Source organism: Candidatus Laterigemmans baculatus, from assembly GCF_010367455.1.
Classification (GTDB): Bacteria; Planctomycetota; Planctomycetia; order Pirellulales; family Pirellulaceae; genus Laterigemmans; species Laterigemmans baculatus.
This window is the reverse complement of sequence record NZ_WRPR01000068.1, coordinates 1-15,954: the sequence shown is the minus strand read 5'-3', so window position 1 is coordinate 15,954 and position 15,954 is coordinate 1. Positions and strand designations below refer to the sequence as shown.

Here is a 15,954-nt window from a genome sequence, read left to right as displayed (position 1 = left end):
CCCTGGTCCGACGCTGATGAAGAGATCTGCCCTCCTCGCCCTGCTGATCGTCACTGCGAGCTGCTCGCTGGCCTGGGCCGCCAGTTTGTTTCTGCTGCAGGTCGTCGACGAAGTCTCGGGCGAGCCCGTGCCGGTGCGGATCCTGCTCAGCCGCGAAAACGGTTCCCGGGCGCCGATCCGACGCGCCATCGCAGCGATTGAGGGAACGGTCGGTGGCGGCGACACGAGCGCCGGCGTCGTTCTCGACGGCGAAGTCGAACTCTCGCTGCCGCCAGGCACCTACCAGTTTGAAATCTCGCGGGGCCCCGAGTACCGAATCCTCAGTGGTTCATTCACCGTCGACCGTGACTCCGACGACAGCCGCGTGCTCGAGCTGCCCCGGATCGCCGATTTGCCCGCCGAGGGCTGGATCGCCGGCGACCTGATGGCCGCCGCCACTCCGCGGCAGATCGGGACTTTGATGGCCAGCGAAGCGCTGCCAGTCGCCGGGCTACTCCCCGGCGACAAGCCATTCGATGGCCTCCAGCTCCGCGACGGCTACCACGCGCGGAGCGACCTGCTCCGGGGCAGCGGAGCGGCAAGCGGGCTGCTGGCGATCGGGTTCACGCCACCCGATTCAGGGTCTCCAGACTCACCGGCCGAAGCAGCGAGCGCCCCCAATGCCGCTCCCTCGAGCGACTTCCTGCGGGAGATTGCCGGAGCGGCGAGTCGGTCCGATCGGCTCGGTTCGCCGCGGCTGGTGATCACCAATCCGCTCGCCTGGGACGTCCCGATTTGGCTCGCCAGCGGCCGCATCGACGGCGTCGTGGTGCTGGGCGATTTTCTCCAGCTCGATCGCCGACACACGCCCGCCGACAGCCGTTTGCCGACGAAGATGGAATATCGCGATGCTCGCGGCGTCGGGCGGTGGGCCGAGCACATCTACTATCAGATGCTCGAAGCCGGGTTGCGTCCGGCTCCGGCGGCGGCCAGCGGCTCAGGGCTGGTCGCCAATCCGATCGGCTACAACCGCGTCTACGTCTATCTCGGCGGGACCGAGGCAGGGCGAGCGACGGGGGAAGCGGCAGCGAACTGGAGCGGTGACGACTGGTGGAATGCGTTGTGGCAGGGACGTTCGGTCGTCACCAACGGTCCGCTGCTGCGGCCCACGCTCGATGGCTACCCGCCGGGGCACCGTTTCCAAGCCCACGCCGGGGAAGCGCTCGAGCTGACGCCGGAGTTGAAGCTCGCGATCCGCGATCCGGTGGAGTATCTCGACGTGATCCGCGACGGCCAGGTCGTCTACCACGCTCGCTTGGACGAGTTTGCCAAGGCGGGGGGAATGATCCCGCCGCTGCGATTCGAGCAGAGCGGTTGGGTCGCGATTCGGGTGATGACAAAGTACGAATCGCATTACCGCGCGGCGATCTCCGCCCCCTGGTTCATCGACTTCGACGGCCAACCGCGTGTTTCCACCCGCGGGGTTGAATTTTTTCGCCAGTGGCTGAGCGACCGCGAACAGATGCTGCTCAAGCTGTCGCCAGAATCGCTCCGTCAGCACGCCCCCTACGTGCGGGCCGCCCGCGCGTTCTGGCAAGAGCAAGCCGAAGCCGCCAACGCCCCCTGAGATAGTCGCCTTTCACTCCGCCATAGTCGCCTTTCGCTCCGCGAAAGTAGCGCAGCCACCGCTACTTTCGCGGAGCGAAAGGCGACTATGCCGACTATGGCTTCGAAAATCGCGGGTGGGAGAGTACAACGGAGCGGTAACTTCTTGAGCACTCTTGCCGCAGGGACGGTGAACTTTCGTGACGGCGTCGGATTGGCACAGCGAGTACCCGTTTGCGTCGCACGAAATCGAAATCGATTCGCGGCGTTACCACTACGTCGATGAGGGGCAGGGGGATGCTCCGCTGGTAGCCGTGCATGGCAACCCCACCTGGAGTTTCTATTGGCGGCGGCTGGTCGCCGGGCTGAGCCCTTCGCGGCGGGTCTTGGCGGTGGACCACATGGGCTGTGGGCTGAGCGACAAGCCGCAGCGCTATCCCTATACGCTCGCTCAGCACCGCGACAATCTGCTGACCTGGATCGAGCGTCTGGGGCTCGAGCGGATCACGCTGGTCGTCCACGACTGGGGTGGCGCGATTGGCCTGGCTGCGGCGGTCGAGCGTCCCGAACGGTTTGCCCGCCTGATCGTGACCAACACGGCCGCTTTTCCGCCCCCCTACGTTCCGTGGCGAATCGCCGCCTGCCGCACGCCGCTGGTCGGAACGGCCGCCTTGCGGGGGCTAAATTTATTCGCTCGAGCGGCGACGACGATGGCGACCGATCGCTATCGGCGATTGCCCGCCTCCGCCGCTCGGGGGCTGTTGGCTCCCTACAACAATTGGTCGCATCGGGTCGCGATCAATCGCTTCGTCCGCGACATTCCGCTGACTCGCCGCCACCCGACCTACGAGACGCTGCGGGCTCTCGAGGAACGGTTGCCAACGCTCGCCGATAAACCAATCCAGCTGATCTGGGGAATGCAGGACTGGTGCTTCCGCCCCGAATGCCTGCGGCGGTTTCAGCAGGTTTGGCCCGCTGCGGAAACGGTCGAGCTGGTCGACGTTGGGCACTACGTCATGGAAGACGCTCCAACCGAGGCGGTTGCCGCCATCTCCGACTTCCTCTCACGCACCGACGCCCGCGTGGGAGGGTCGCCAGCGCGGCCGACGCCCCCTGAACCCTCCGCTTCGGGGCCCTCCGTATCCGATGTCTGACGCCGCGCAGCGTTCGCCCGCAGACCGCGGCCCGCGACCGTCTGTCAGCGAGCTTCTGAGGGCCTACCGGCAACTGGCCGCCGCCCCCGGCGACCGCGTCCGCTGGGCCTGCACGCTTGAGGCGGTGGCCCCCAAGCTCGGCAATGTCCATCCTTCCGCATCGTTCGCCGATCTTCGGTTAAGCGACTTCGTCACTGCCGCCGAACAACTTGCGACGGTCGTCGAGGAGGCCGCGGACGCGCCTGGTCGGTGGTCGCTTGGAGCGATGGTTTTGGAAGCGGTGAAGCGATGCCGCGAGCGGACGGGGACGAATGTGAATCTCGGGATCGCGCTGCTGATCGTACCGTTGGTGCTCGCCGAAAGAGTCGCGGAGGAGGAATCGCTCGCCCCGGCCGCGGCAGTTCAAGCCGTGCTGGACCGGCTCGACGCAGCGGACGGCCGCGACGTGTACGCAGCGATCCGTCTGGCGCAGCCCGGAGGCCTCGGCCGGGCAAGCGAGATGGACGTCAACGCACCCGCAGGCGGCGAGATCGGCGAGATCGCTGCGACCGGCGGTCAAGCGTCGGTCGAGGCATCCCCGCCGGTCGATTTGTTGGCAGCGATGCATGGCGCCGCTGACCGCGATGCGATTGCCCACCTGTACGCAACAGGGTTCGACAAACTGTTCGAGTTGGTCACTCCCTGGATCGAGGCAGCCATCGGCGACGTCGGCGACTGGCTGCTTGGAATCCGCGAGGCGCAGCTGCGGCTGTTGGCCGCTGCCCCTGACACCTTGATCGCCCGCAAGTGCGGTCCGGCGGTCGCACTCGAAGGACAACGCTTGGCAGCCGAAGTGTTCGAAGCCGGCAACGCCGCGGAACGGTCGGCGGCCGAGGAACGCTTGGACCAGTGGCTACGGGCTGACGGTCACCGCCGCAATCCAGGCACCACGGCCGACGTGATCGCAGCCGGTTTGTACGTGCTGCTCAGCCCAATTCTGCTGAGCCGACGGCGCTAGCCGCGGGTTCTGCTGAGCCGACGGCGCTAGCCGCGGGTTCTGCTGAGCCGACGGCGCTAGCCGCGGGTTCTGCAGCGAAAACCACCGGGCTGCGCGGCCCGAGGCTAGCGCCTACGGCTCAAAGACGTCGAGCCTGTTCCCAACTTAAACAAGTAAGCAAGGAGAGACTCCGAATGACCCAGCCCAGCTATCGCGTCGACGTGAGCAAGGAAGCCTTCGTGTTTTCGGCCGCGCACTTCATCACGTTCGCGGGAAATATCTGCGAGCGGCTGCATGGCCACAACTATGGGGTCCGCGTTGCGGTGGAAGGTCCGCTCGATGAAAACCGCTACGTCGTCGACTTCATCGCCCTGCGGGACGCCGTCCTCGCCGAGACGGGCTTGCTCGATCACCACGTCTTGCTCCCGCGCGACCACGCTCAGATCTCGGTCGAGCGACAGGATAGCGAGGTCGTGGCGCGGTTTGCCGACCGCCGCTGGGTCTTTCCCGAAGAGGATTGCGTGATCCTGCCGGTGATCAACACGACGGCCGAGGAGCTGGCCCGCGTGATCGCCGAGAGGGTGATCGAGCGAACCCGCGACGCATTTGGGTCGGCGCTTTCAACGATCGAAGTCGCGGTCGATGAGAACCACGGCCAGTGGGGCGTCTGTCGATTGCCTTGGCCGCGGGACTGATAGAACCGTCAAACCCGACGAGTCAGCCCCACCGCAGCGGCCGACTTCCCCGCGGCGAGCAAATTCCGCAGCCGATCCCGGCCGATGATTCGGCTGAGTGAAAAATCGTGTTGCGGGACAGACGGGGAGCGGGCGGGTGATGAACGAGGAAGGTCTTCGCAAAGCAGCCATCGTGGTGATGAGCCTGCCGACGAAAGCGGCCGCCGCGGTGCTCGGCAAGCTGCCCACGCGGTACCTCGAGGCGATCAGCATGCAGATCGCCCAGCTCGACTCGGTCAGCGGCGAAGAGCAAGAGGCGGTCATCGGCGACTTCTTCGGCCAGAAAGGAAGCGCGCTCGACGCCCGCGGCGGCGGCCTGGAGCGGGCCAAGGAGCTGATCCTCGAAGCGCTCGGCAAAGACGCGGCGGACATCATCGGCAACCTCCAGCAGACGCTCGAGTCGATGCCGTTTGGGTTCATCAAAAAGGTCGACCCGCAGACGCTGCTGAGCTTCATCAAAGACGAGCACCCGCAGACGATCGCGTTGCTGCTGAGCCACATGCAGCCAGGCTACGGAGCTGAAGTCCTGGCCGGCCTCTCGGCCGAAAAACAGCTCGAGGTGATCCGCCGGATCAGCATCATGGGGCGGACCAGCCCCGAAGCGGTCGCCGAGCTCGAACGGAGCCTCGAAATGCGACTCAGCAGTTTGGTCAATCAGCAGCAGAGTAGCGCCGGCGGGGTCAAGAGCGTCGCCGAGATCCTGAACGTTTCGGAACGCTCGGTCGAACGCAACATCATGGAGTTCCTCGGCGAGGAAAATCCGGAGCTGATGGACGAGATCCGCCGGCTGATGTTCGTCTTCGAAGATATCGCCAAGCTCAGCGACCGCAACGCCCAGATCCTGCTCAAGAACGTCGAGACCGCACAGTGGGCGATGGCGCTGAAGGGCTCGAGCCAAGCGCTGCAGGAGAAGATTCTTCGCAACATGAGCGCTCGAGCCGCCGACAACCTTCGCGAAGAAATGGACTTCCTCGGCAGCGTCCGCCTCGCCGAGGTCGAGGCGGTTCAGCAGAAAATCGTCGACATCGTCCGCAGCCTCGAAGACAGCGGCGAAATCACCCGCCCGGCTGTCGGAGAAGTCGAGGAATTCATTAGCTAGCGAGCGGCCTGGCTAACGGGCGGCCTGGGCGGTGTCGCGGTTGACCAGCCAGAGCAGCACCGGCGAGGCGATGAAGACCGTGCTGTAGGTACCGGCGACGACGCCCACGACGAGCGAGAACGCGAAGGCGTGGATGCCCTCCCCGCCGAAGAAGTACAGCAGCACGACCACCAGCAGCGTCGTCAACGACGTCAACACCGTGCGGCTCAACGTCTGGTTGATGCTGCTGTTGATCATCTCGGAGGTCAGCCGCGGGCTCTTGCCACGGGTCTCGCGGATCCGGTCGAAAATCACGATCGTGTCGTTCAGCGAGTAACCGATGATCGTCAACAACGCAGCGACCACGGTCAGGCTGATCTTGAACGGATCGATCATCAGGAACCCGAGCACGTCGGCCAACCAGTAGCTGACGGCGATCGCCCCGAGCGTGATCGCCACGTCGTGGATCAACGCCACGACCGCGGCCAGCCCGAAGGCGACGCGTTGGAACCGGAACCAGATGTAACCGATGATGAACAGGAGGCTGGCGAACAGCGCCGCCAGGGCCCGGTTGATCATCTGACCGGCAACTCGGCCGCTGATATTGCTGCTCGAGAGCCACACCGGGTCGCTGTCGAGCCCGCTGCGGAGCTCCGCCATCACTTGGTCCGCTTGCTCGGCCGGCAGATCGACCCGCAGCTTCCAGGTCGAGAAGCTCAGATTCGACTCGGGGCTCCAGTCCTCGATCGTCTCTCCAACCGGCTCGGCATCGACGGCGAACTCCTGGAGCTCAATCCCCGCACGCTCGGCCGCTTCGATCGTCTTCGCCTTGAGCGTCTGGTAGTTGATCTTTGCCGCCCGGTTCTGGCCATCGATCGAGAGCGTCAGAAGCGCTTCGCTGTAGACCGGTGCGGCACGTTCAACCGCCTGATCCGCGGCAGCCGCCACGTCCTCCGTCACACCCGTCGCTTGGGTCTCGTTCGCCGGTGCTTCCTCCTCGTCCTGCGGGGCGAGGGCGGAGACCAACCGGACTCCGTTGTTCGCCGTCGCAGCCCCGGTCTCCTCGGTGGCCGGTGCGGCAGCTTCGCCGGCCGGGGGAGCGGCTGCGGCGTCGGCCGGTTCGATCTCGACGTGGTAGGTCACCAGCGAAGCTTCTTCGGTTCCGAGGAAGCCGTCACGCAGGCGATCCTTCAGGGCTTCCACATTCTCGAGCGAGGCGTCGATCTTGTAGACCGTCTCATTCGCAGCATTCTCCACGTCGACGCGGTTCAGCGTGAACTGGACCGGCGTGTCGTCCTCGTCCGAAGCGAGGCTCTGCTCGACCAAGCGGCGGACTTCATCGGCCGGAACCGGATCATCCAACTGGAACGTCACCGACGAACCGCCCGCGAAGTCGATGTCGAGGATTCCACCGCCGCGGAACCAGAGCCCGGTCAGACCGATGATGATCAGCACGATCGAGACGGCGGCGGCGATTTTGCCTTTGCCCATGAAGTCAAAGTGGGAGTGGCCATCGGCACTCCGCCCCAAGGCACCGACCAGGTCGGCCATTCGCAGCGAAGCCCAACCGTAGCGTTCGGCGATATCGAACAGGGTGCGGGCGAAGTAGATCGCGGTGAACATCGAGAACACGATGCCCAGGATCAACGTGACTGCGAACCCGCGGACTTGGTCGGTCCCGATCGCGTAGAGCACGATCGCCGTGATCAGCGTTGTCAGGTTGGCGTCGACAATCGTGATAGTCGCTCGACCAAAGCCGTTGCGGATCGCCATCCGCGGTGCCGCTCCGCGATTGATCTCCTCACGGATGCGTTCGAAAATCAACACGTTCGCGTCGACCGACATACCGACCGTCAGCACCAAACCGGCCAGACCGGGAAGCGTCAGCGGCTGATTGATCAACATCATTGACGCGAAGATCAGAGCCACGTTCAGGATCAACGCCAGGCAGGCGACGAAGCCGGCGAAGCGGTAATAGAACAGCATGAACACCAGCACCGCGACGAGCGACGCGGTGATCGCGATCAAACCTTTGCGGATCGTGTCGGCACCGAGCGTCGCACCGATTTGGTTTTCGCTGATCGGAGTCTTATTCAGCGCCGCCGGCAGCTGACCGGCCCGCAAAATGTTGACCAGAAACTCGGTTTCCGCGTTGGTGAAGTTCCCCGAGATCGTGCCATCGGTGCTGATCGCGGAATTGATCACCGGAGCCGACAGCAAGCGGTTGTCGAGGACGATTCCCAACTGGCGACGGAAGTTGCCATCCGGGGCGTTGTTCAGCGTCAGGGCATAGAAGCGGCTCGAGCCGGCATCCCGCAGGCTGAACCGCACCGAGGGGCTGCCGTCGGTGTCGTAGCCCTGCGAGACGTACGACAAGTCCTCACCGGTAATGACCAGATCGGGATTGACCGACATCAGGATCTGCAGCTCGCGAATTCCGACCGCCTGCATGTACTCGGCGATCGCCGCGCCACCGACTAAACCCGAGGGCAGCTGCACGATTTCTCCGGTCGCCGGATTCCGCAGCGTCGAACCCGAGACGTCCAGCCGCAGCGGTTGCACGCCCGAGTCGAGCGCCCGGTCTTCGCGGTCGACGTCGGCCCAGAAGCCGATCGTCCGTCCCGCCGAATCGACGAGGTTGCGAGCCATTCGCTCCTGACGATCTTCGCTTTCGCTCGCTTCGTAGGCGGTCTCGATCAGCGCCTGGTGATCGCGTGAGTTGGCGACGATCGCGAACGAGAGGATCCCCGCCTGGACGATCTGCCGCTTGACGAATTCGACTCCCGCGGCATCGACGTCGGGAATAATGATCTCGATCTGCCGCTCGCCATAAGGCCGAATCACGATCTCCTGCGTGCCGCTCGGGTTGATCCGGTTGATCAACGCCGGAATCACGTCGGCCGCACCAACTTCGGCTTGCAGCGGGTCTTCGCCCTCGGTCGGCTGCTGAATCGTCGCGTCGGCGGCCAGTTCGTACACCAGGATCGTTCCCCCACGGAGATCCACCCCCCAGTCGAGCTGACCGAACGCCAGCACCGCCCCCGCGGCGGTCACGGCGAACAGGATCGCGCCGATGCGAAACCCATACAACGGCATCCTCAACCGGCGGGCTAGGAAACTGCCGATCAAGAACGGGACGACCAGGACAGCAATCACGACCAAGGCGATCCCAATCTGGGTCCAAGGCCATGCGCTAGCCTCCTCCTGACCGAGCAGGAACAGGTTCATCATGTGCAACATTGCAGGGGGGATCAGATCGATCATGAATGGGAGAGGGGGTAATGAAAGTCCATTTTCGAGGGCTAGCCGCTCGCTTCGTCTTTGCTCGAGTTCAATTTGGTCGCGATCGCCGAGCGAGCGATGCGTATGCGCGTGTTGTTCGAATCGTCCACACGCAGCGTCACCTCATCGGAGTCCGGCGACGTCCCGACGACAGTGCCGTAGATTCCACCGCTGGTCAAAATGCGATCGTTCTTTTTCAGCTCGGCCCGCATCCGCATGACCTCGGTCTGCCGTCGCTTCTCGGGCAACAAGATCATCACGTAAAATAAAAGCGCCAACCCGGCGACCAGCCACACCGGATTCCTCAGCACCGACTGAAAAAAGTTAGGCTCTGCTGCTGCTTCGCCAGCCGCCTCTCCGGCAGCCCCCGGCGCTTCGCCAGCGGCCTGAGCGAGGAGCCCGGTAAACCCGCCGACCAGCTCCAACGTCGCCGGGAGAATCGTGTCCGCGACCGCAGGAAGGAAGAGTTCGGACACGTCAGGGGCTATCAAATTCGGGAGAATTGAAGGAAAAAGCGGCCGAAAACTACCTGCCGCGCCGCGTTTAATCTCGGAATAATATGACGTTACGAAAACAGTCACAACCCCAGCCTCCAGGAGGGGATCTCGGAGCGCGGCAACCGTTGCACCTCCCCGATTGGCCACCCGAGCGAGACCGAATCGAGCGAGCCGTACTGGACGAACTGCGGAGCGGCCGATGGTCCGCTTACGACGGCCCGGCCAGCGACCGCCTGCGAGATCTGCTGGCCCAAAGCCACGCCGTATCCCACGTCCGGCTCGTCTCGAGCGGCACCGCAGCGGTGGAAATCGCTCTCCGCGGCTGCCGGGTCGGGCCGGGCGACGAGGTGATCGTCGCCGCGTTCGACTACCCCGGCAACCTTCGCTGTGTCGAGGCCGTCGGCGCAACCCCCGTCGTGGTCGATGTGGCCCCGCAGCGCTGGACGATCGATCTGGAGCGGATCGCCGAAGCCCGTGCGGCGGAAACCCGAGTGGTGATTGCCTCGCACCTCTACGGCTCCATGGCCGACGCGCCAGCCATTCGCCACTGGGCCGATCGCCACGGCGTGCTGTTTCTCGAGGACGCCTGCCAAACGCCCGGCGCTCGGATCGCCGGCCGCCCAGCCGGGAGCTGGGGACACGTCGGCACCCTCAGCTTCGGTGGCAGCAAGCTGCTGAGCTGCGGCAACGGCGGTGCGGTGCTGACCGACGACGCCCGGATCGAAAGCCGCATGAAGTTGTTCAGCGAGCGACCGAGCAGCGCGTATGCGATGAGCCAACTGCAAGCAGCCTCGCTCATTCCCCAGCTCGAGAGTCTCCCGCACTGGACCGAGCGTAGAAAAAGGGCGGTCGACTATCTGCGGTCGACAGTACAAGAAACAGTACAGGAACGGGCCGGCCAGCGGGGCGAACGGTGGTGCTGGGGACGAGCCGAACCGCAGGACGTCGACGGCGCTTACTACAAACTGGCTTGGATGGCCGCGGATGCCGAGAGCCGCGATCGCCAACTCGGCCGCGGACGCGAGCTCGGCTTGCCGCTGGGCAGCGGATTCCCCATGATCGCACGCCGCTCAGTCGCCCCCCGCCGTGGCACGCCGGGCCGCCGCGTCGTCGGCTCGCTCCCCCACGCCGAACGGGCCGCCGCCACCACGCTCGTCCTCGACCACCGCGCCCTGGCCGGCGATGACGCGTGCCTGCGAAGCGTCGCGGCGCACCTGCTCGAACTCCAAGACCACTGACTCCAAACCCCCTGGCCTTGAGCACGCTGGCCTTCAGTACCTCTGAATGTTGAACCACCACTGCTGGAGTCGCGATTGAAAATCTTGCTCACCAATGACGACGGAATCGACGCTCCGGGACTGGCGGCTTTGGCTGCGACACTAGCTGCCGAAACAGCGATCGAGCTGCTGGTCGTCGCCCCGGACCGGCAGCGGAGCGAGTGCAGCCACAGCGTAACCACGGCGACTCCGCTCCAGCTCGATCCCCGCGGAGAGGGTCGTTGGGCGGTCAATGGAACGCCGGTCGACTGCGTGCGTCTGGCGCTGACGGTCCTCGCTCCGGACATCGGGGGAGTCCTGGCGGGTGTCAACGAGGGCGCGAACGTCGGCGCGGATGTCTACATGAGCGGGACTGCGGCAGCCGCTCGCGAAGCAGCGATTCGGGGTGTGCCCGCAGCCGCTATCTCGCACTATCGGCGCCCCGATGTCCCCCGCAGCTGGGAACATGTGCCACGCTGGCTCGCCGGTCGATTGCTGCCACTATTGACCACCAGACACGCGACGGCCCGCTTTTGGAACGTGAATCTTCCGGCCGTCGATCCTGCATCGAACCCAGCGGTCGTCGAAACCGCACTCGACCGCCATCCGATGCCGCTGGCCTATGCCCCGCACGGCGATGGGCTGGCGTATCGTGTCGACTATCACAACCGGCCGCGGCAGCCGGGGAGCGATGTGGCCGAATGCTTTGCTGGCAAGATTTCGCTGACGCAGCTGGTTGCCGGATTCTGAGGGGCCCCCGCTTTTGAATGGGCCCCAGCTTCTGAAGGGGCCCGAGCGATCGACGCGGCTCAGGAAGCGACGCGGCTCGCCATCGTTGCCAGCCCGGCTTCGAAGGTCAGCGGCGGCTGGGACGCTTTGTCGCTCGGCTCCTTGTCCTCCAGCGGCTCGAGCTCCCCGCGAACGATGCGGACTTCCCGCGGCGCTTCGATCCCCAGCGTGATCCGGTTGCCCGAGATCCGGTTGACGGTGATCACCACGTTGTCACCGATGACCAGTCGCTCTCCCTCTTTGCGGCTCAGCACCAACATTTCCCTGCACTCCTGACTGAAAGGTCGCGAACATTCCCTGAAACAGTGAGCCTCCCGATCGAGCAAGCGGTGTGCCAACGACGCACTTGCTCGGAGCGGCGGATGCGGGAGCGATGGAGAATCGAATCCGTTCTCCCATCTTCTCCTCCAGTCTCACGCGATTTCTGCCGAAGGAAGGGCCCGCCAGCTTGATTGGCGCGCCATCCTCGACCTCCCTCTCCGCAAAGTTTCTCAGAACGAAGAGTGAAATCCCAAAGTGAGACGGGCGACGTCCGTCCACCCCTGCTCGACCTGCAAGTAGTTTCGAGTGGGGCAGTGACACCTTTGGTCAAAGCGGCCGAGGAATCTGAGAAAATTTTTCAAACGTCGACCCTCCCGGGGAGCATCGGTCTCGACACAAGTCCAAGGGCTGGAAAACGCACAGCCGGCACACTCCCCCCGGGAGGATCGCTGATTGCCCGCTACAGCACCAGCGGCAAAAGCAACGTCGCGGCGAAGGCCAGGACGACGACCCACAGCACCAATCGCTTGGGATCCTTAGGCGAAAAGGCGAACACCGGCTCCCGATCCACCGCCTGCCGCTGACGAAACTCCCGCTCCCCAAACTCGCGCTCAACGAATTCTTCGTAGTCGAACTCGGAGTCATCTTCCCATCCACTTCCGCTGTCTCCCGCCCAGCCTCCGGTGGCCTCGTCCCCCCAGCCGTCCGAGTCGCTCGCCCCACACGCCGGACAGGCCGCTTTCCCGGCCGGCACGTCGCCGCCGCAGTGCGGGCAGGGAAACGACCGGCCGCCCAACTGGCGACGCGAACGCTGGCGATTGGAAGGCCGGAACCAACGACGAATGAACTGCACAGGCGCGTTCCCGTAATAATGCCCGTAGGAATCCACGATGGTCGCGCGGCTCGCGGCGCGACGGCGAAACCCCGAGCGATCGCCGGGGTTAATGATATTGTGTGCGAACCGGCTCCAACCGCCAATTACGATGGACGCACTGTTTTTCCAATTGCCCGAGACGAGGCGGGTCGCCCCCGCGATTCCCTCCTCGGTTTTCAATGCCTACAGGCTTATCCGCACGCATGGCAGCTCGTTCCCTTCGCCTTGCCGCTTCCGTCCGCAGTCGCACGGCACCCTGGTTCACGACGCCCTGGATCACGACGCCCCGGTTCATAGCGCCCCGGATCATAGCGCCCTGGATTTGCGCCGCCATCGTCGCCGCGATGACTCCCACGCTGGCCGCAGCCCAGGAGGAGGCGGCTCCGCAACCCGCCGCTGAGCCCCGCAGTGCATCGGACCAGGAGAACGCGGCGGAAGAGGCCCGCAGGAGCCGGAGCGGCGAGCCGCAGCTCCATCTGAACTTCAGCGGCACACCGTGGCGGGAAGTCCTCGAGTGGTTAGCCGAGGAAGCGAATCTGTCGCTGCAGGTCGAGACGATGCCGAGCGGGACCTTCAGCTACTCGGATCTGAACCGCACCTACACGCCGAGCGAGGCGATCGACGCCATGAATTTGGTGTTGATGCGGGAAGGGTACGCGATGATTCGCCGCCACCAGCTGTTGGTGCTGGTCGACCTCGAGGACAACTTGGCCCGCGATTATCTTCGCGAGCTGGCCGAGGTGATTGCGCCCGCCGAACTCGACGAGCGAGCCAATACCGATTTCGTCCGCGTCACCTTCCCGCTCGGGGGGCTGACCCCGGAGGCGGCGATCGAGGACCTCGAAAAGCTCCGCAGTCCGGCGGGTTCGGTCGTCGTGCTCTCGGCCACCCGCTCGGTCGTCGCCGCCGATACGGTCGGCGTCCTCAAATCGATTCGTGACGTGCTTCGCGGTGCCGAAGGTTTTGAGGATGGCGTGCTGGAGATTTCTTTGCGGCACCGTTCGGCTGACGAGATTCTCGAGGTCGCCCGCCCCCACCTGGGGCTCGAACCGGGCGTCGACGCGGGCGAGGGAATCAGCGTTTCGACGAATCTGCTCGGCGATCGAATCTACGCGACCGGCGACGCGACCAAGCTGCGGTTGCTCAAAGGTCTGGTGGAGAAGACCGATTTGCCGCTGCCAGCCAGCGAAACGGGAACGGTCGTCGCGGAACTCCCCGAGCTGCGGTCGTACGACACCGGGACCGCCGACGCCACGGTCGCTCTCGAAGTGCTCCAGCGTCTGCTGGCTGGGCTCCCCGACGTGCGGCTCGCCCTCGAACCTTCGACGCAAGCGATCATCGCCCTGGCTCGTCCGTCGGAGCACCAGACGATTCAAAAAACGCTCAGCGAACTCCGCGGCCAACAAGCGACGCTCGAAGTCATCCAACTGCGGCGAATGGATCCCCAAGCGGCTTTGCTGACGATCAACAAATACTTTGGGAGCACCGCCGACAGTCCCCAGGGGCCGACGGTCGACGGCGATCCGGTCAGCAATAAGTTATGGATCAAAGGCACGGCCGAAGAAATCGCTCAGGTCCGACAACTGATCGAACAGATGGAGGAGTCGAGCAACTCCAGCCTGCTCGGCGACCGGGTTCGCGTGCTCCCCTACACCGGCCGGACCGCTGAAGAAGCGATCTCCCAGCTCGAGGCGCTGTGGCGGATGAGCGGCCGCAAGAACCGGATCCGGATGATGACGACCGGCGGCTCGGAGAGCGGCCGCGACTCGCTCCCCCAACGGCGACTGAACGCCGCTCCGGCGTCGCCCGAAGCTCCCGAAAGAAGCCTTCCGCCCCAGCGGTCGAGGCTGCCGGCGCCCCAGGCTCCAGCCCAACCGCAGGCCCCAACGCAACCGCAGGCTCCAGCGGCGCCGCAATCCGCTCCCGAGGCCGCACCCGGCTCACCCGCCGAAAGCCGCCAGCCGCCACCGGACCGCTCGGCCGCCACTGGCCAAGGGTGGTTCCGCTTAGCCAGCGACGAATCCCCCGCCGCGACTGCATCTCAAGCGTCGGGACCCCAAGAAGCTCCGGAGGCCCGCGCGGAGGCGACTTCGCCGAGCGACGTCGAGCTCGCCAGCGAAGACGCGGAGGACGAATCAGCCAGCGGGCTCGGCAGCGACATCATCATCCAAATGACCCCGCAGGGACTGATCGTCGCTTCGGACGACCCCGAAGCGTTGGCGGAGTTCGAGCAGCTGTTTGCCACCTTGGCCGGACAAGCCGCCGGGGCGGGAGGGCAACCGACGGTTTACTGGCTCAAGTACATCAAGGCGACGGTCGCCGCGGATCTGCTCAACAGCATCCTCAGCGGTGCCGAATCGGCTGGCGGCGGCGTCGGCGACATGGCCGGCTCGATGCTCGACGAACTCGGCGGCGGAATGCTTGGCGGCTTGCTCGGGCTCGGCGGCGGTGGTGGCGGAGATGGTCCAGTGCTGACGACGACCGGCTCGGTCTCGATTGTTCCCGACGCGCGGCTCAACGCGCTGGTCATTCAGGCTAACGCGATCGACATGCAGTTGATCGAGGACGTGCTGCAGGTGATCGACCGCGAAGAGAGCCCCGAGGACGTGCGGACGACGCCCCAGCCGGCTCTGATCCCAGTGATCTACCAGGACGCCAACGAAGTCGCCACGATCGTCAAAGGAGTCTACGCCGAGCGGATCCCGGCGGCCGGTGGCGGCAACAACCGCCAGCCCTCGCCGCAAGACCTGATCAACGCCCTGCGGGGCCGCGGCGGTCGAGGCGGGGGAGCCAGCCAAAATGAGGACAACAAACCGGCCCCGATCACCGTCACCGTCGACACCCGCAGCAATTCGCTGATCGTCGCAGCACCGCCGCAAGACTTCGCGGACATCCGCAACTTGGTCGAAGCCCTCGACCAACAGAACGCGGACTCCGAAGAGTCGGTCCAAGTGGTCACACTCGGCGGGAATCTCAAACCCGAACTGGTCCAAAACGCCCTCAGCGCAATCCTCGGTTCCCAAGCGAAGACGGCCACGACCGAAAGCTCTAGCAGCAGCTCCAATGGTTCCCGCGGCTCCAGCTCGGAAGCTTCGGCACAGCCCTCGGCCAGCGACATCCAGCAGCGGATCGAGTTCTTTCGCTCCCTTCGCGAACGGGGCGGTTTTGGCGGCGATCGGGGAGGCGACGGTGGCCGCAGCTTTGGCGGTCGCGGCGGGGGAGAGCGCGGCGGCCAACGTGGCGGCGGCGATGGCGGACGAGGCGGATTCGGCGGCGGGGGCCGCGGCGGACGGTAAAATCGGTTCAAGAACCGAAAACACCCGCCCCCCGGGAGGGTCGCGAGGAACGAGCGGGGAGGGCAACGTAGGTTTTTGAGTCCCCTCTCCCCCGCGGCTTGGCTGCGAACGAAAGTTCCGCAGCCAAGCCGTGGGGGAGAGGGCTAGGGTGAGGGGGCCGTAGCCGGCCGCTT

Annotated in this window: 12 protein-coding genes; 8 read left to right on the top strand and 4 right to left on the bottom strand. The window is 65.1% G+C overall.

Going from position 1 to position 15,954, the window contains the following annotated elements; genetic code table 11:
- Nucleotides 1–16: 16 nt before the first annotated feature.
- The 5 genes from GNK13_RS13660 to fliG all read left to right on the top strand — a co-directional run bounded on the left by GNK13_RS13660 (nt 17) and on the right by fliG (nt 5,547).
- On the top strand, nt 17–1,606 hold the full coding sequence (locus GNK13_RS13660) for a hypothetical protein (protein ID WP_164103110.1): 1,590 nt from the start codon (nt 17–19) through the stop codon (nt 1,604–1,606).
- Nucleotides 1,607–1,784: 178 nt separating this feature from the next.
- Nucleotides 1,785–2,738, top strand: a complete 954-nt coding sequence (locus GNK13_RS13655; protein WP_164103109.1) for an alpha/beta fold hydrolase — start codon at nt 1,785–1,787, stop codon at nt 2,736–2,738.
- Nucleotides 2,731–3,735: a triphosphoribosyl-dephospho-CoA synthase gene (locus GNK13_RS13650; protein WP_164103108.1), complete on the top strand. Its 1,005-nt coding sequence runs from the start codon at nt 2,731–2,733 to the stop codon at nt 3,733–3,735. The genes GNK13_RS13655 and GNK13_RS13650 overlap by 8 nt, the downstream gene beginning before the upstream one ends.
- Nucleotides 3,736–3,908: 173 nt before the next feature.
- Complete coding sequence (locus GNK13_RS13645) at nt 3,909–4,409, top strand: 6-pyruvoyl trahydropterin synthase family protein (protein WP_164103107.1); 501 nt, start codon at nt 3,909–3,911, stop codon at nt 4,407–4,409.
- Between the two features lie 139 nt (nt 4,410–4,548).
- Complete coding sequence (gene fliG / locus GNK13_RS13640; protein ID WP_164103106.1) at nt 4,549–5,547, top strand: flagellar motor switch protein FliG; 999 nt, start codon at nt 4,549–4,551, stop codon at nt 5,545–5,547.
- Nucleotides 5,548–5,559: 12 nt separating this feature from the next.
- Here the strand turns inward: fliG and secD are convergent, their stop codons facing one another.
- Together secD and yajC are read right to left on the bottom strand one after the other, a co-directional pair.
- A complete protein-coding gene (secD, locus tag GNK13_RS13635; RefSeq protein WP_164103105.1) occupies nt 5,560–8,790 on the bottom strand; it encodes a protein translocase subunit SecD in 3,231 nt (1,076 codons plus the stop codon).
- 38 nt (nt 8,791–8,828) lie between these two features.
- Nucleotides 8,829–9,284, bottom strand: a complete 456-nt coding sequence (yajC, locus tag GNK13_RS13630) for a preprotein translocase subunit YajC (RefSeq protein WP_164103104.1) — start codon at nt 9,282–9,284, stop codon at nt 8,829–8,831.
- Nucleotides 9,285–9,367: 83 nt separating this feature from the next.
- On the opposite strand from yajC, the gene GNK13_RS13625 reads away from it, so the two are divergent.
- Nucleotides 9,368–10,543: a DegT/DnrJ/EryC1/StrS family aminotransferase gene (locus GNK13_RS13625; RefSeq protein WP_164103103.1), complete on the top strand. Its 1,176-nt coding sequence runs from the start codon at nt 9,368–9,370 to the stop codon at nt 10,541–10,543.
- Between the two features lie 75 nt (nt 10,544–10,618).
- A complete protein-coding gene (gene surE / locus GNK13_RS13620; RefSeq protein WP_164103102.1) occupies nt 10,619–11,311 on the top strand; it encodes a 5'/3'-nucleotidase SurE in 693 nt (230 codons plus the stop codon).
- Nucleotides 11,312–11,370: 59 nt separating this feature from the next.
- On the opposite strand, the gene GNK13_RS13615 is transcribed toward surE, so the two are convergent.
- Nucleotides 11,371–11,610, bottom strand: a complete 240-nt coding sequence (locus GNK13_RS13615; RefSeq protein ID WP_164103101.1) for a carbon storage regulator — start codon at nt 11,608–11,610, stop codon at nt 11,371–11,373.
- A gap of 461 nt (nt 11,611–12,071) precedes the next feature.
- Nucleotides 12,072–12,464: a zinc ribbon domain-containing protein gene (locus GNK13_RS13610; protein ID WP_164103100.1), complete on the bottom strand. Its 393-nt coding sequence runs from the start codon at nt 12,462–12,464 to the stop codon at nt 12,072–12,074.
- 365 nt (nt 12,465–12,829) lie between these two features.
- Between GNK13_RS13610 and GNK13_RS13605 the strand changes: the two genes are divergently transcribed.
- Nucleotides 12,830–15,781: a secretin N-terminal domain-containing protein gene (locus GNK13_RS13605; RefSeq protein WP_164103099.1), complete on the top strand. Its 2,952-nt coding sequence runs from the start codon at nt 12,830–12,832 to the stop codon at nt 15,779–15,781.
- Nucleotides 15,782–15,954 lie beyond the last annotated feature (173 nt).

What these genes read in the sequence shown, in the direction of transcription:
- GNK13_RS13625 (WP_164103103.1), top strand. Translation starts at nt 9,368, where the DNA reads ATGACGTTACGAAAACAGTCACAACCCCAGCCTCCAGGAGGGGATCTC.
- GNK13_RS13660 (WP_164103110.1), top strand. Translation starts at nt 17, where the DNA reads ATGAAGAGATCTGCCCTCCTCGCCCTGCTGATCGTCACTGCGAGCTGC.
- GNK13_RS13615 (WP_164103101.1), bottom strand. Translation starts at nt 11,610, where the DNA reads ATGTTGGTGCTGAGCCGCAAAGAGGGAGAGCGACTGGTCATCGGTGAC.
- GNK13_RS13645 (WP_164103107.1), top strand. Translation starts at nt 3,909, where the DNA reads ATGACCCAGCCCAGCTATCGCGTCGACGTGAGCAAGGAAGCCTTCGTG.
- GNK13_RS13650 (WP_164103108.1), top strand. Translation starts at nt 2,731, where the DNA reads ATGTCTGACGCCGCGCAGCGTTCGCCCGCAGACCGCGGCCCGCGACCG.
- fliG (WP_164103106.1), top strand. Translation starts at nt 4,549, where the DNA reads ATGAACGAGGAAGGTCTTCGCAAAGCAGCCATCGTGGTGATGAGCCTG.
- GNK13_RS13605 (WP_164103099.1), top strand. Translation starts at nt 12,830, where the DNA reads ATGACTCCCACGCTGGCCGCAGCCCAGGAGGAGGCGGCTCCGCAACCC.
- secD (WP_164103105.1), bottom strand. Translation starts at nt 8,790, where the DNA reads ATGATCGATCTGATCCCCCCTGCAATGTTGCACATGATGAACCTGTTC.